This is a genomic window from Wenxinia marina DSM 24838 (genome assembly GCF_000379485.1).
Taxonomy (GTDB): Bacteria; Pseudomonadota; Alphaproteobacteria; order Rhodobacterales; family Rhodobacteraceae; genus Wenxinia; species Wenxinia marina.
Window position 1 is genome coordinate 138,510 of sequence record NZ_KB902276.1, and the last position, 14,454, is coordinate 152,963.

11 protein-coding genes are annotated in these 14,454 nt (G+C 70.0%); 3 read left to right on the forward strand and 8 right to left on the reverse strand.

What is annotated here, in order from left to right:
- Window positions 1-70: 70 nt before the first annotated feature.
- From A37W_RS0100655 to A37W_RS0100685, 7 genes are all read right to left on the reverse strand, one after another.
- Window positions 71-3,565 (reverse strand): VWA domain-containing protein, encoded by a 3,495-nt coding sequence (locus tag A37W_RS0100655; protein ID WP_018301090.1) that lies wholly within the window; start codon window positions 3,563-3,565, stop codon window positions 71-73.
- Window positions 3,566-3,663: 98 nt separating this feature from the next.
- Window positions 3,664-6,549 (reverse strand): excinuclease ABC subunit UvrA, encoded by a 2,886-nt coding sequence (gene uvrA / locus A37W_RS0100660; protein WP_018301091.1) that lies wholly within the window; start codon window positions 6,547-6,549, stop codon window positions 3,664-3,666.
- A 137-nt stretch (window positions 6,550-6,686) separates the two neighbouring features.
- The gene (locus tag A37W_RS0100665; protein WP_018301092.1) at window positions 6,687-7,829 is read right to left on the reverse strand and encodes a carboxylate-amine ligase; all 1,143 of its coding nucleotides are present in this window, start codon (window positions 7,827-7,829) and stop codon (window positions 6,687-6,689) included.
- Window positions 7,830-7,839: 10 nt separating this feature from the next.
- Window positions 7,840-8,820 (reverse strand): hypothetical protein, encoded by a 981-nt coding sequence (locus A37W_RS22595; RefSeq protein WP_156169266.1) that lies wholly within the window; start codon window positions 8,818-8,820, stop codon window positions 7,840-7,842.
- An 86-nt stretch (window positions 8,821-8,906) separates the two neighbouring features.
- A complete protein-coding gene (locus A37W_RS0100675) occupies window positions 8,907-9,320 on the reverse strand; it encodes a hypothetical protein (RefSeq protein WP_254656006.1) in 414 nt (137 codons plus the stop codon).
- Window positions 9,321-9,377: 57 nt separating this feature from the next.
- The gene (locus A37W_RS0100680; protein WP_018301094.1) at window positions 9,378-9,797 is read right to left on the reverse strand and encodes a hypothetical protein; all 420 of its coding nucleotides are present in this window, start codon (window positions 9,795-9,797) and stop codon (window positions 9,378-9,380) included.
- A 187-nt stretch (window positions 9,798-9,984) separates the two neighbouring features.
- A complete protein-coding gene (locus tag A37W_RS0100685) occupies window positions 9,985-11,484 on the reverse strand; it encodes a CoA-acylating methylmalonate-semialdehyde dehydrogenase (RefSeq protein WP_018301095.1) in 1,500 nt (499 codons plus the stop codon).
- A 205-nt stretch (window positions 11,485-11,689) separates the two neighbouring features.
- Here A37W_RS0100685 and A37W_RS0100690 point away from each other — a divergent pair, with 205 nt between their 5' ends.
- Window positions 11,690-12,127, forward strand: a complete 438-nt coding sequence (locus tag A37W_RS0100690; RefSeq protein ID WP_018301096.1) for a CBS domain-containing protein — start codon at window positions 11,690-11,692, stop codon at window positions 12,125-12,127.
- A 77-nt stretch (window positions 12,128-12,204) separates the two neighbouring features.
- Complete coding sequence (gene coaD, locus A37W_RS0100695) at window positions 12,205-12,699, forward strand: pantetheine-phosphate adenylyltransferase (RefSeq protein WP_018301097.1); 495 nt, start codon at window positions 12,205-12,207, stop codon at window positions 12,697-12,699.
- Between the two features lie 71 nt (window positions 12,700-12,770).
- Here coaD and A37W_RS23975 read toward each other — a convergent pair whose 3' ends face one another.
- Complete coding sequence (locus A37W_RS23975; protein WP_018301098.1) at window positions 12,771-12,932, reverse strand: hypothetical protein; 162 nt, start codon at window positions 12,930-12,932, stop codon at window positions 12,771-12,773.
- Between the two features lie 218 nt (window positions 12,933-13,150).
- Here A37W_RS23975 and A37W_RS20600 point away from each other — a divergent pair, with 218 nt between their 5' ends.
- Window positions 13,151-14,266: a L,D-transpeptidase family protein gene (locus A37W_RS20600; protein ID WP_018301099.1), complete on the forward strand. Its 1,116-nt coding sequence runs from the start codon at window positions 13,151-13,153 to the stop codon at window positions 14,264-14,266.
- The last annotated feature ends 188 nt before the right edge of the window (window positions 14,267-14,454 follow it).

A 14,454-nucleotide genomic window follows, 5' to 3' on the forward strand; every position in this document is an offset into this window, starting at 1 on the left:
GACCGTGGTGGAACTCCGACGGCGACCGGTCGAAGCCTCGTAGGATGAGGCTTCGACCCATCTTCGACCGCTATTCCACCGTGAACGGCATCGTCGCGACGACCGTATTGCCCTGATTGAGAACGTAGCGCAGCTCGTAGGTGCCCGGCTCCTCCGGCAGGTCCACCTCCAGAGGGTTGCCGTTGCGGGTGTAGGCGTAGTCCACGCTCCGGTCCTCGCCCGGCACCGCGATGGCCACGTAATCGTTCGGGTAGTCCGGGCCGTCCCAGCCCACCGTGACCGTCCCGCCGGCCTCGCCGGAGGGCGGCGCGACCAGCCGGACGGAGAGCGGCGTCACCGCGATCGGAAGCCGCCCGATCACCGTGTTGCCCTGGGCGAGGACGTAGCGCAGCTCGTAGTCGCCCGGCTCCACCGGCATCGTCACCTCGGCCGGGTTGCCGTTCCGGGTGTAGGTGTAGTTGATCGAGCGGTCCTCGCCGGGGGTCGCGACGGCGATGTAGTCGTTGGAGTAGTCCGGTCCCTCCCAGCCCACGGGAATCGTTCCTCCGGCCGGCGCGCTCTGCGGCGCGGACAGGGTCGCCTTTACCTCGGACACTTCGATCGTCTGTGACGCGACGACCGTGTTGCCCTGGGCGAGGACGTACCGGAGCTCGTAGGTCCCCGGTTCCGTCGGCATCACGACTCCGGCGGGATTGCCGTTGCGGGTGTAGGTGTAGTTGACAGACCGGTCCTCGCCGGGGACGGCGACGGCGATGTAGTCGTTGGGATAATCGGGCCCGTCCCAGCCGACCATGACCGTCTCGCCCGCGATGGCGGTCTGCGGCGCCTCCAGCGTCGGCTTCACGTCAGTCACCGTGATCGTGGTCCGCGCCGCCACCTCGTTGCCCTGGGCGAGGACGTAGCGGATCTCGTAGGTGCCCGGCTCGGTCGGCATCACGACGCCGGCGGGGTTGCCGTTGCGGGTGTAGGTGTAGTTGACCGAGCGGTCCTCGCCCGGCTCGGCGACTGCGATGTAGTCGTTCGAGTAGTCGGGGCCGTCCCACTCCACCATCACCGTTGCGCCGGCCACGGCCTCCGCCGGGGCGGTGACGCTGACGGCGAGGTCGCTCACCGTGATCGGCGCCGTGGCCGCGATCTCGTTGCCCTGCGACAGGACATAGCGGATTTCGTAGTCCCCTGGTTCGGTCGGCATCTGGACCATCGCGGGGGTGCCGTTGCGGGTGTAGGTGTAGTTGATCGACCGATCCTCCCCCGGCACGGCGACGGCGATGTAGTCGCCGGCGTAGTCCGGTCCGTCCCAGGCCACGGGCACCGTGTCGCCCGCGGTCGCCTCGGCGGGCGGCACGACGCTGACGGCGAGGTCGCTGACGGTGATCGGCGCCGTGGCGGCGATCGCGTTGCCCTGCGACAGGACGTAGCGGACCTCGTACTCGCCCGGCTCGGTCGGCATCTGCACCATCGCGGGGCTGCCGTTGCGGGTGTAGGTGTAGTTGATCGACCGATCCTCCCCCGGCACGGCGACGGCGATGTAGTCGTTCGCGTAGTCCGGTCCGTCCCAGGCCACGGGCACCGTGTCGCCCGCGGTCGCCTCGGCGGGCGGCACGACGCTGACGGCGAGGTCGTTGACCGTGATCGGCGCGGTGGCGACGACGGTGTTGCCCTGGGAGAGGACGTAGCGGACTTCGTACTCGCCCGGCTCGGTCGGCATCACGACGCCGGCGGGGTTGCCGTTGCGGGTGTAGGTGTAGTTGATCGAGCGCTCCTCGCCGGGCACGGCGACGGCGACGTAGTCGCCGGCATAGTCCGGGCCGTCCCACGCGACGTGGACCGTGTCGCCCGCCGTCGCGGTGTCCGGCGGCAGGACGCTGACGTCGAGCGCGGTCACGGTGATCGGGGCGGTCGCCGCGATCTCGCCGCCCTGGGACAGGACGTAGCGGACCTCGTACTCGCCCGGCTCCACCGGCATCTGCAGGTCGGCCGGGGTGCCGTCGCGGGTGTAGGTGTAATTGATCGAGCGGTCCTCGCCCGGGACGCCGACGGCGATGTAGTCGCCCGCGTAGTCGGGGCCGTCCCACGCGACGGGCACGGTGTCTCCGGCCACGGCCTCGGCGGGGGGAGAGACCGTGATCGAGACGTCGGTGACCGTCACCGCGGCGGTGGCGATGACGGTGGTGTCCTGCGCCATCACGTAGCGGATCTCGTAGTCGCCCGGCTCCGTCGGCAGTTGCAGCATCGCGGGCGTGCCGTCGCGGGTGTAGGCGTAGTTGATGGCGCCGTCCTCGCCGGGTGTGGCCACGGCGATGTAGTCGGCATCGTAGTCCGGCCCGGTCCAGTCCACCGGGACCGTGGCGCCCGCGGGCGCCGGATCGGGGGCGGTGACGGAGGCCGGGACCGGCTCCACCACGATGCTGGACGTGGCGAGCGGGACGCTGCCCTCGCCGCGGATGTAGCGCAGCTCGTACGTGCCCTCGGTCGGCGGCATCTGCAGGGCCGCGGGGGTGCCGTCGCGGGTGTATGTGTAGTTGATGGAGCCGCTTTCGCCGGCAGTGCCGACCGCGATGTAGTCGCCGTCCTCGTCGGGGCCGGTCCAGGAGACGTCGACCGTGTCGCCCGCGACCGCGGTCGCGGGGCCGGAGACGGTGGCGGACGGCAGCAGCTCGGGGAAGACGGCGACGACGCGGACGTCCTGCTCGCCGGTCACCTCGACCGTGGCGACGGCGCTGTCCTCGGCCTCCACCCGGTAGGCGGTGGCGGTCCAGGTGCCGTCCTCGATCTCGGTGACGAAGGGGTTCTGCTCGACGTCGACCGCGGCGGCGACCTCGCCCTCGGACAGCGTCCAGCGGACCAACCCCTCGACCAGCGGGCCGCCCTCGTCGCCGATGCGGGCCTCGAAGGTGGCGGTGACCGGCTCCGGCGCGGGGCCGGTGGCGGCGGCGACCACAACGGTCAGCGCCTCGCCCAGCTGGTCGGCGTCGTCGGCGGCGAGGAACAGGCCGCCGGTCTCGTCGGCGATGCACTGCATCTGCGCCAGCGCCTCGGGCTCGTTCGCGACGTCGAAGCCGATGACGTGGGCCGTGAAGTTCACGCCCGTCTCCTCCAGCACGCGGGCGGCGGCGCAGGGGTCGGGGTTGCAGGTCTCGATCCCGTCGGAGACGAGGATGACGGTCGCCGGCGCGTCGGTGAAGCGCAGCGCCTCGGCCGCGGCGACGACGCTGTCGATCATCGGCGTCTTGCCGCGGGGGTTGATCGAGTTGACGACGCCGAGGATGGCGTCCGCGGTGCCCTCGGCCGGTTCGATCACCGTCTCGATGTCGGTGCAGTCGCCCTCGACCCGGTGGCCATAGACGGTGAGGCCGAGGCTCTCGTCCGCGGGGAAGCTCTGCAGGATTTCCCCCACCGCCTCGCGCGCGATGACGATCTTGTTCACGCCGTCGATCTGCCCCCACATCGAGCCCGACCCGTCGAGGACGAGGATCGTCGCCGGCCTCTCCTGCGCGGTGGCGGTCACGGCGGCGCTGGCGGCGAGGGCGAGGCAGACGACGAACGTCGCGAAGCGGCGGATCATGAAAGTCTCCCGGGTCGGCTTGAAATGCCGCCGGATAAGAGCACACGACCTTGCGTCATGCCAACCCCGGGCCGCACCGGCCCGGGTCGGGAATTCCTCTATTCCGCCGCGACCTTGCGGGTCTTGAGCATCGGCGCGAGGTAGCGGCCGGTATGGCTTTCGGCGACCTGCGCGACCTCTTCCGGCGTGCCGGTGGCGACCAGCGTGCCGCCGCCGTCGCCGCCCTCGGGGCCGATGTCGATGATCCAGTCGGCGGTCTTCACCACGTCGAGGTTGTGCTCGATCACGACGACGGAGTTGCCCTGTTCGACCAGCTCGTGCAGCACCTCGAGCAGCTTGCGCACGTCCTCGAAATGCAGGCCGGTCGTCGGCTCGTCGAGGATGTAGAGGGTTCGGCCGGTGGAGCGTTTCGACAGCTCCTTGGACAGCTTCACGCGCTGCGCCTCGCCCCCCGACAGGGTCGTCGCCTGCTGGCCGACCTTGATGTAGCCGAGGCCGACGCGAACGAGGGCGTCCATCTTCTCGCGGATGGAGGGCACCGCCTTGAAGAAGTCCTGCGCGTCCTCGACCGTCATGTCGAGAACGTCGGCGATGGACTTGCCCTTGAACTGAACCTCGAGCGTCTCGCGGTTGTAGCGGGCGCCCTTGCAGGTCTCGCAGGTGACGTAGACGTCGGGCAGGAAGTGCATCTCGATCTTGATGACGCCGTCGCCCTGGCACGCCTCGCACCGGCCGCCCTTCACGTTGAAGGAGAAGCGGCCCGGCTTGTAGCCGCGCGCCTTCGCCTCGGGCAGTCCGGCGAACCAGTCGCGGATCGGGGTGAAGGCGCCGGTATAGGTGGCCGGGTTGGACCTGGGCGTCCGGCCGATGGGGCGCTGGTCGATGTCGATGACCTTGTCGAGATGCTCGAACCCCTTGATCGTCTCGCAGGGGGCCGGCGTCTCGCGGGCGCCGTTCAGCTTCATCGCGGCGTTCTTGTAGAGCGTTTCGATGGTCAGCGTGGACTTGCCGCCGCCGGAGACGCCGGTGACGCAGACGAACTTGCCCAAGGGGAAGTCGACGGACAGGTCCTGAAGGTTGTTGCCCACCGCCTTGACGACGCTCAGCTTCTTGCCGTTGCCCTTGCGCCGCTCGGCGGGCACGCCGATCTCGCGCCGGCCGGCGAGGTAGTCGCCGGTGACGCTGGCGGGGTTGGCCATGATCTGCGCCGGAGTGCCGTGGGCGATGACCTCGCCGCCATGCACGCCCGCGCCGGGGCCGATGTCGAAGACGTAGTCCGCCTCGCGGATCGCCTCCTCGTCGTGCTCCACCACGATCACCGTGTTGCCCTGGTCGCGCAGGTTCTTGAGCGTGCCGAGCAGGCGGTCGTTGTCGCGCTGGTGCAGGCCGATGGACGGCTCGTCGAGGACGTAGAGGACGCCCGTCAGGCCGCTGCCGATCTGGCTGGCGAGGCGGATGCGCTGACTCTCGCCCCCTGACAGGGTGCCGGCGTTGCGGCTGAGGGTCAGGTATTCGAGGCCCACGTTGTTGAGGAAGCCGAGCCGCTCGCGGATTTCCTTGAGGATCGCGCGGGCGATCTCGTTCTTCTGCGCCGACAGCTGGTCCGGCACCTCGCCGATCCAGGCGAACGCCTCCTTGATCGACATCTGCACGACCTGGCCGACATGCAGTCGCTGCTCGGGCTTGCCCTTCGCCGGGCCGATCTTCACCGCCAGCGCCTCGGGCCGCAGGCGGTAGCCGCCGCAGGTGCCGCAGGGGCGGTTGTTCTGGTACTGCTCGAACTCCTCGCGGATCCAGCTGGAGTCGGTCTCGCGGTAGCGCCGCTCCATGTTCGGAATCACGCCTTCGAAGGCGCGCTTCACCTGGTAGACGCGGCCGCCCTCGTCGTAGCGGAACTGGATCTCCTCCTTGCCGGAGCCGCGCAGGAACACCTGCTGCACATGCTCGGGAATGTCCTTCCAGCGGGCGTTCTTGGGAAAGCCGTAATGCTTGGCGATCGCCTCGATCGTCTGCAGGAAGTACGGGGTCTTGGACTTGCGCCAGGGCGCGATGGCGCCGTCGGCGATCTTCAGCGTGACGTCGGGCACGACGAGGCGCTCGTCGAAGAACAGCTCCACCCCGAGGCCGTCGCAGTCGGGGCAGGCGCCGAAGGGGGCGTTGAACGAGAACAGGCGCGGCTCGATCTCGGGGATTGTGAAGCCGCTGACGGGGCAGGCGAACTTCTCGGAGAAGGTGGTCCGCTCCGGCGTCTCGCCCTCGGCCACCGCGGTCTCGAAGATGGCGATCCCGTCGGCGAGGTCGAGCGCGGTGCGCAGGCTGTCGGCCAGCCGCGTCTCCAGCCCCTCGCGCACGATGATGCGGTCGACGACGACGTCGATGTCGTGGCGGAACTTCTTGTCCAGCGTCGGCGGGTCGTCCAGCTCGTGGAACGTGCCGTTCACCTTCACCCGCTGGAAGCCCTGCTTGCGCAGCTCCAGCATCTCCTTGCGGTACTCGCCCTTGCGGTCGCGCACGATGGGCGCCAGCAGGTAGCCGCGCGTGCCCTCCTCCATCGCCATGATCCGGTCGACCATGTCCTGCACCTGCTGCGCCTCGATCGGCTGGTCGGTGGCGGGCGAGTAAGGGGTGCCGGCGCGGGCGAAGAGGAGGCGGAGGTAGTCGTAGATCTCGGTCACCGTGCCGACGGTGGAGCGAGGGTTCTTCGAGGTGGTCTTCTGCTCGATGGAGATCGCGGGCGAGAGGCCCGTGATGTGGTCGACGTCCGGCTTCTCCATCATGTCGAGGAACTGCCGCGCGTAGGCCGACAGCGACTCGACGTAGCGGCGCTGGCCTTCCGCATAGATCGTGTCGAAGGCGAGCGAGGACTTGCCCGAGCCGGAGAGGCCGGTGATGACCACCAGCTCGTCGCGCGGAATGTCCACGTCGATGTTCTTGAGATTGTGCTCGCGCGCACCGCGAACCGATATGGTCTTCAGCTCGGCCATGAGACACCTATGGGGGCAACCCGCGACACATAAGGCATCGCGGGCGGACCGCAAATCCGTTTACGGAACATTGGTAGAACACCGGCAGAGATTCGTCACGTCCCGTCTGCCTCTGCCGCGTCGCGCGGCAGCGGCCGTCAGCCGGCGTCCGGCCTTGCGGGCAGGAAGACGTCGACAAGCGCCCGGGTGACGCGGGTGAGGGCCTCATCATGGCTCGCGCCGTCCTCGACCGCCGCCTCGTAGGTTCGCCGCTGCAGGTCGGCGCCGGTCCCGTCGGCGAGGATGTCCCGGGTCCGCCACGCCTCTTCCTGCGAGCCGAGCGACTCGATGTCGGGGGCGATCAGCTCCAGCAGCTCCTCGACGAGCTGGGGGAACGACACGATGGCCCCGCGACCGAAGTCGATCAGCCCCTCGGAGGTGCCGTAGCGCTGGGCGCGCCACCGGTTCTCCATGATGAGGAAGGGGTCGTAGGTCCGCCAGCGCATGTTCGAGGCGCGAAGCCGCCACAGCATCCGCATCAGCCCCTGCACCAGTGCCGCGATGGAGATCGCGTGGTCGAGCCTGGGGCAGATGTCGCAGATCCGGACCTCGAGCGTGGGAAAGAGCTCGGCCGGGCGGATGTCCCACCAGATGTGGGTGGCGTCCTGCATCTCGCCGGCGTTCACAAGAAGGCCGATGGCGCGGCGGTACTCGGACCACGAACCGAAGCGGGCGGGCAGTCCGGTCCGCGGCATGTTGTCGAACACGGCGAGGCGGTAGGAGTTGAGGCCGCTGTCGCGGCCCTGCCAGTAGGGCGACGACGTGGACAGGGCGAGGAGGTGGGGCAGGAAGTACGACGCCTGGTTCATCAGGTCGATCCGCAGATCGTCGTCGTCCAGCCCGACATGGACGTGCATGCCCGAGATAAGCATCCGCTCCGCCACGCTCTGCATCCGCCGCGCGTGATCGGCGTAGCGGGCCTTCTTCGTGATCGTCTGGTCCCGCCAGTTCGCACTGGGGTGCGACGAGGCGGCGATGGGGGACAGCCCGTGTTGCCCCGCGAGGCGATGGACCGCGTGGCGCAGGCGCGTCAGATCCTCGCGCGCCTCGGAGATGTCGGCGCACTTCTTCGTGCCGACCTCCAGCTGGCAGCGCAGGAACTCCGGCCCCGCCTGCTCGCCGAGCTCGTCCTCGGCCTCCTTCATCAGGTCGGGCGGCGCCTCGGCGAGCGCGAGGGTCTCGGCATCGACCAGGAGATACTCCTCTTCGATGCCGAGGGTGAAGCTGGGTTCCGTCACCATGCCGGGGAGCCTAGCGCGAAACCGCGGCGGCTGTCCGGATCAGATCGAGGATCTCGTAGCTGGCGTCGTCGAGCGCCACGATGGTCCCGTTGATCACGGCGTACCGCTGGCCGTCGGGCAGGGCGGGCAGGTCGAAGACGTCCGGGTCCTCGATCCAGAGCAGGGCCTCCTCGGGCGCGACGTCGCCGGCGCCGTAGCCGAGCCACTCCTCGGTGGTCACGCCCTGCGCCGCCTGACCGGGCGGGACGCAGGCCGGGTCGCGGTCGGCAAGGCCGGGCGGGCAGAAGAACGGCGACGCGCCGGTGAGGATCAGCGGCCGTCCCTCCGCCTCGGCGGCGGCGATCTGGTCCTCTACGGTGGTGACGGCCTGCGTGGCGCGGATCAGGTCGAGGATCTCGAAGCTTTCGGCGTCGAGGGCGACGAGCGTGCCGTTGATGACCGCGTAGCGCTGGCCATCGGGCAGGGCGGGCAGGTCGGGATCGTCCTCGGGCTCCAGCCAGACGACCTCGCCCTCCGGGGCGGTGTCCCCCTCGGACCAGCCTTGCCAGACGGCGCGGTCGCCGTCGTCGCCGCGCACCTGTCCCGGCGGCACGCAGGCCGGGTCGCGATTTGCGAGGCCGGGCGGGCAGAAGACGGGCGTGGTGCCGAGGAGGCGCCCCTCGACGCGGGCCGGACGGCCGTTGGCGTCGCCGGCTCCGTCGGGGCCATTGTCGGCGCGGGGGCCGTTGCCGTTTCCGTTTCCGGGGTTGGCGCGGGGGCCGTTGCCGTTCCCCGGCTCGCTGGAGGGGCCGTGGCCGTTGCCGTTCCCCGGATTGGCGCGAGGCCCGTGGCCGTTGCCATTGTTGCCGTGCCCGCCGTTGCCGTTGCCGTTGCCGTTGTTGCCGCCCTTGGCGAGAAGCGCAGGGGCCGCATCCGCGGTCGGTGGCGCGGCGTTCGCGGCGGCGGGCAAGGTCAGCGCGGCGGCCAGCGCCAAAGTCGAAAGTCGAAGCATGGGAGCCTCCCGAGGTCGGTCTGGCGCCTCAACCCTCCGGCGGCCTCTGCGTTCCTGCGGTCGGCGGCGACCGGCCGGTTCGTGCCTCAGGCGGGCCGCTTGGTCAGCTCGGCGAAGCTGCGCTCCGGCTCTCCCAGCACTTCGAGCGTGCCGGCCTCCGTCTCCTGCACGCGGGTGACGACCGACGGGATGTGCGCCCACGACCGCTGGATCAGCGCCGCCATCTCGCGGCTCTCGGCGGTGGGGGCGTAGTAGACGATCAGCGTCTGCGTCGCGCCGGTCCCGAACTCGCCCGCCTTCTGCGCCTGCAGGCGGATCAGCTTGACGAAGTCGCGGTCGAACCCGGTCACGCCGGACAGGTCGACGAGCTGCCGCTGCCCGGGGCGGAAGTCGGGATGGGCGGCGTAGGCGGCGAACGCCTCGGCGGTGCCATCGAGGTCAGCGAACCCCTCGTACCGGACGTAGACCAGCCCCCTTTCGGGAAAGATGCGGAACGTCATGGACATCGGCCGGCCTTTCGTCTGCGGATCGTCCGGGTCGGCAGAAGGGTCGTGCGCTCAGTCCGCGCTGGCGAGGAGGTCGGCGAAGCTCCTCTCCCGCAGGCCGAGAAGGGCAAGAAGCTCGCCCTCGTCCTCGCCCATGACCACCACCGCGCCATCGACGCTGTCCCACGAGGCGCCGGCGAGCCCGGCCATCTCGCGCCCGACGGCCGTCGTCGCGTAGAAGGCGATGAAGATCGACCGGTCGGGCCTATAGGCCATCCCGGCGATCCGCGCCTGCATGGCGATGAACTCGGCATAGGCCTTTTCGTAGCCGGTCACGCGAGAGACGTCGATCAGCTGCATCTGGCCGGGGCGGAAGTCCGGGTGGGCGGCGTAGCTCCGGAACGACGACTCCGTCTCGGCAACGCCGGCGATGCCGTCGTAGCGCACGTAGACGAGGTTGCGGCCGGGGAGAATGCGGAACGAGACGGGCATGGGACCGGACGTGAGACTGATACGAGGACGCCGGGGCAGCCCCCGCCCCGGTCCGTCCGACGACAGCACAGGTGGCGGTCCGGTTCAATGCCGGAGCACGCCCCGGCCGGATCGACCGGGGCGGACGAACAACAGACCGGACCGCGGCGGGGGCAGCGGGCGAGCCATGGTGGCCCGCCCGCCGACCTCAGTCCATCTGCTTGAAGTTGAACTCGCCGCCTTCCTTGATGCCCGAGAACCAGCGCGCCGTGACGGTCTTGGTCCGGGTGTAGAAGCGGAAGGCGTCGGGGCCGTACTGGTTGAGGTCGCCGAAGCCCGACTTCTTCCAGCCGCCGAAGGTGTGGTAGCTCAGCGGCACCGGGATCGGGAAGTTGATGCCCACCATGCCGACGTTCACGCGGTGCGCGAAGTCGCGGGCGGTGTCGCCGTCGGCGGTGAAGATCGACGTGCCGTTGCCGTAGGGGTTGTCCATCACCAGCTTCAGCGCCTCGTCGTAGCTGCCGGCGCGGACCTGGGAGAGGACGGGGCCGAAGATCTCCTCGCGGTAGATCTCCATGTCCGGGGTCACGTTGTCGAACAGGGACGGGCCGACGAAGAAGCCGTCCTCGTAGCCCTGCATCCGGAAGTCGCGGCCGTCGACGACGAGCGTCGCGCCCTCCTCGACGCCGCGGTCCACGAGGCCGTTGATCCGATCCTTGGCCGCCCTGGTGATGACGGGGCCGTAGTCGATGTCCTCGCCGGCGGTGTAGGGGCCGACCTTCAGCTTCTCGATCCGCGGCACCAGCCGCTCGATCAGCGCGTCGGCGGTCTTCTGGCCGACCGGCACGGCGACCGAGATCGCCATGCAGCGCTCGCCCGCCGCGCCGTAGCCGGCGCCGAGCAGGGCGTCCGCCGCCTTGTCGAGGTCGGCGTCGGGCATGACGATCATGTGGTTCTTGGCCCCGCCGAAGCACTGGGCGCGCTTCCCGTTCGCGGTCGCGCGGGAATAGATGTACTGCGCGATCGGCGTGGAGCCGACGAAGGCGACCGCCTGGATCGTCTCGTTGTCGAGGATCGCGTCCACCGCCTCCTTGTCGCCGTGGACGACCTGCAGCACGCCGTCGGGCAGGCCGGCCTCCTGGATCAGCTCGGCCAGCATCATCGCGGTCGAGGGCACCCGCTCGGACGGTTTCAGGATCATCGCGTTGCCGCAGGCCAGCGCGCCGGCCATCTTCCACAGCGGGATCATGGCGGGGAAGTTGAACGGTGTGATGCCGGCCACCACGCCGAGGGGCTGGCGCATCGAATACAGGTCGATGCCGGGGCCGCCCGAGTCGGTGAACTCGCCCTTCAGCATCTGCGGGGCGCCCATGCAGAACTCCACCACCTCCAGCCCGCGCTGCACGTCGCCGCGGGCGTCGGGCAGGGTCTTGCCGTGCTCGCGGCTGACCGCTTCGGCCAGGCGGTCGAGGTTCTCGTTGATGAGGGCGCCGAACTTCATCATCACCCGCGCCCGGCGCTGCGGGTTGGTGGCGCCCCACTCCTTCTGCGCCTCGGCGGCGCGGGCGACGGCGGCGTCGACCTCGGCCCTGCTGGCGAGCGCCACCTTCGCCTGCACCTCGCCGGTCGCGGGATTGTAGACGTCGGCGAAGCGGCCCGATGTGCCGTCCGTCACCTTGCCGTCGATGAAGTGGTGGATCTCCTGCATGTCGTCCTCCCGGGGATGCGTCGGGTGCCGGTCTAGACGGGGCGGGGGGCCGGATAAAGGGCGTTTGCAGCGCCGCCGCCGCCGCGACGCGGCGACGCTCCGGGCCGAAGCCGGCGTGCATCCGCTTGGAATCACGGGCGGCTTGACAGGTGGCGGGGCGAGGGAGGACGGTTTCTCCAGAAGTCTTGTCCGAGGGAGAGCCGCCATGCTGGTCCGCCAGATCCTGAAGTCCAAGCCGGAGACGGGCGTGCTGTCGCTCGCCCCCGGCGCGAAGGTCTCCGAGGCGGTCGCGATCCTGTCCGACAAGCGGGTCGGCACCGTCGTCATCTCGTCCGACGACGGCGAGACGGCGGACGGCATCCTGTCCGAGCGCGACATCGTGCGCGAGCTGGGCCGCCGCGGCGAGGGCGTCCTCAAGGACAACGTCGAGGCGCTGATGACCCGCAAGCCGGTCACCTGCACCGAGGACGACGACGCGGTCGACATCCTGCAGAAGATGACCGACGGGCGCTTCCGACACCTGCCGGTGGTGCGCGACGGCAAGCTGGTCGGCCTCGTCTCCATCGGCGACGTCGTGAAGGCGCGCCTGGCCGAGCTGGCGATGGAGAAGGACGCCCTCGAAGGGATGATCATGGGGCACTGACCCCGCGTGGCCGGGCTGTTTGACAAGCCGGCGCAATATCGTTCTCGTGCCGCGAGCGAACGGCGGAGGGCGCGGGAATGCGGACTGGCCTTTATCCCGGGACCTTCGATCCGGTCACCCTGGGGCATCTCGACATCATCCGGCGGGGCTGCCGCCTCGTCGACCGGCTGGTGATCGGCGTCGCGATCAACCGCGACAAGGGCCCGATGTTCCCGCTCGAGGAGCGGGTGGAAATGGTGCGCGAGGAGACCGCCGCGATCGGGCAGGAGACGGGCTGCGAGATCGTCGTGCACCCGTTCGAGAACCTGCTGATCGACTGCGCCCGCGATGTCGGCGCGCAGGTCATCGTGCGCGGCCTGCGGGCCGTCGCGGATTTCGAGTACGAGTTCCAGATGGTCGGGATGAACCGCGCCCTCGACGCCAGCGTCGAGACCGTCTTCATGATGGCGGACGTGAAGCACATGGCCATCGCGTCCAAGCTGGTGAAGGAGATCGCCCGCCTCGGCGGCGACGTGTCCAAGTTCGTCCCGCCCCGGGTGCATGCCGCGCTGGAGGCGAAGCTCGGGCGCTAGAGACACGAAAGCCGCCCCGCGGGGCGGCCGAGTGTAGCGGGCCCGTGGGCCCGTCCGGACGGGGCGGCGGCTCAGTAGCCGTAGACCGCCCGCGCCGCGATGCCGTGGGCATCGTTCCGGTCGATATCGAGGTCGAGCGCCACGTCGAGCGGCATCGTCTCGATCTCGCGCCGGGTCCGGAGGTACGCGGCACGCTGTTGCATGCGCTGCCGCAAGGTCTGCATCATGGTCATCTTGCGAACTCCTTGGATGACTTTCTTTCGCCTCCCACGCCGACGAACCTAGTCATGCTGCAGTGCAGCACAACGGCTCATCGCGAAAGGGTGCCTTGCACCGGTTGCATGAAAGTCCCAACGGTCCGACCGGACGCGACCCCTGGGGAGCCGACGGGCCGGCTGTCGCGTTGCCGGCCCGAGCAGACGAGACAAGAAACGACGAGGCAGACCGTATCATGCGACCCTTTCCCCTGATCCTGCTGGCCCTTGCCGCCCACGGCGCGGCGGCCCAGAACGCCGCCCCGACCCTCGACGAGATCCTCGACGCCTTCGAACGCGCGCCAACCTCGGACCTCGCCCCCGCGCCGGCCCCCGCCGCCGCCCCGCCGCAGGCGCCCGAGGTTGTCGCGGCGCCGCAGACGGCGCCCGCCGCCCCGGAGGCGGCGACCGACCGGATGCCGACGCCGGCCGAGATCGAGTCGGTGACCTACGCGGGCGGCCCGCTCCCCGAGGGGCGCTCGGCCCTGACGGTGAAGCTGCAGATCCTCCTGGACCGTTCCGGCATCTCGCCCGGCGTCATCGACGGCTGGCGCGGCGGCATGTCCGAGAGCGCGATCGCGGCCTTCGAGACGCGGGCCGGCCTGCCGGTGGACGGCATCCTCGATCCGGAGGTCTGGGCGCAGCTGGGCGGCGACGAGCCGGGTGCGGTCCTGGCGTCCTATACCGTGGTACCGGCGGACCTGGAGAACCTCTCGGGCGAGCTGCCGTCGGACTACGCGCTGCTGGCGCAGCTGCCGCACCTCGGGCACGAGCGGGCCAGCGAGCGGATCGCCGAATTCTTCCACATGACCGAGGAGTTCCTGATCGGCCTCAATCCCGGCGCCACCTTCCAGCCCGGAGAGACGCTGACCGTCGCCGCCCTCGGCGCCCATGCCGCGGAGCCGGTCGCCGCCATCGTCATCGACAAGACGACGCGCCGGCTGACTGGCTATGACGCCGCGGGCAACCTCGTCGTGAACTATCCGGTCACCGTCGGCTCGACCGACACGCCGTCGCCCTCCGGCCACGTGACGGTGGAGCGGATCGCCCTGATGCCGGAATACAGCTACAACCCCGAGAACTTCATCCAGGGCGACAACATGAGCCGCCTGACCCTGCCGCCGGGTCCGAACGGGCCGGTCGGGTCGGTCTGGATCGCGCTGTCGAAACCCAGCTACGGCATCCACGGCACGCCGGAGCCGTCCAGCCTGTTCCGCAGCCAGAGCCACGGCTGCGTGCGCCTGACGAACTGGGATGCCGAGGAGCTGGCGGGGCTGGTGACGCCCGGCGTGTCGGTCGTGTTCCAGGACTGACGGCGTCCGGCGCTCGCGTCCGCCTGCGGCGGCGCATCGCCCCGCCCGCCGTCCCCGGCGGCGGGCGCCGGGGCCTCGGACCGTTCGCCCGGCGGCAAGGGGACGCCTATGCTTGGGAAGCGGTTCAGGGGCAGGTGTGCGGCCTTATGTATCAATAGCACCAAGCGGATTCCGGGTGAATCCCGTAG

Excerpts from the sequence above, each read along its gene's own strand:
- A37W_RS0100665 (WP_018301092.1), bottom strand. The coding sequence starts at position 7,829 with ATGGTGACGGAACCCAGCTTCACCCTCGGCATCGAAGAGGAGTATCTC.
- A37W_RS22595 (WP_156169266.1), bottom strand. The coding sequence starts at position 8,820 with ATGCTTCGACTTTCGACTTTGGCGCTGGCCGCCGCGCTGACCTTGCCC.
- A37W_RS0100655 (WP_018301090.1), bottom strand. The coding sequence starts at position 3,565 with ATGATCCGCCGCTTCGCGACGTTCGTCGTCTGCCTCGCCCTCGCCGCC.
- A37W_RS0100690 (WP_018301096.1), top strand. The coding sequence starts at position 11,690 with ATGCTGGTCCGCCAGATCCTGAAGTCCAAGCCGGAGACGGGCGTGCTG.
- A37W_RS0100685 (WP_018301095.1), bottom strand. The coding sequence starts at position 11,484 with ATGCAGGAGATCCACCACTTCATCGACGGCAAGGTGACGGACGGCACA.
- A37W_RS0100680 (WP_018301094.1), bottom strand. The coding sequence starts at position 9,797 with ATGCCCGTCTCGTTCCGCATTCTCCCCGGCCGCAACCTCGTCTACGTG.
- A37W_RS20600 (WP_018301099.1), top strand. The coding sequence starts at position 13,151 with ATGCGACCCTTTCCCCTGATCCTGCTGGCCCTTGCCGCCCACGGCGCG.
- A37W_RS23975 (WP_018301098.1), bottom strand. The coding sequence starts at position 12,932 with ATGACCATGATGCAGACCTTGCGGCAGCGCATGCAACAGCGTGCCGCG.
- uvrA (WP_018301091.1), bottom strand. The coding sequence starts at position 6,549 with ATGGCCGAGCTGAAGACCATATCGGTTCGCGGTGCGCGCGAGCACAAT.
- coaD (WP_018301097.1), top strand. The coding sequence starts at position 12,205 with ATGCGGACTGGCCTTTATCCCGGGACCTTCGATCCGGTCACCCTGGGG.
- A37W_RS0100675 (WP_254656006.1), bottom strand. The coding sequence starts at position 9,320 with ATGACGTTCCGCATCTTTCCCGAAAGGGGGCTGGTCTACGTCCGGTAC.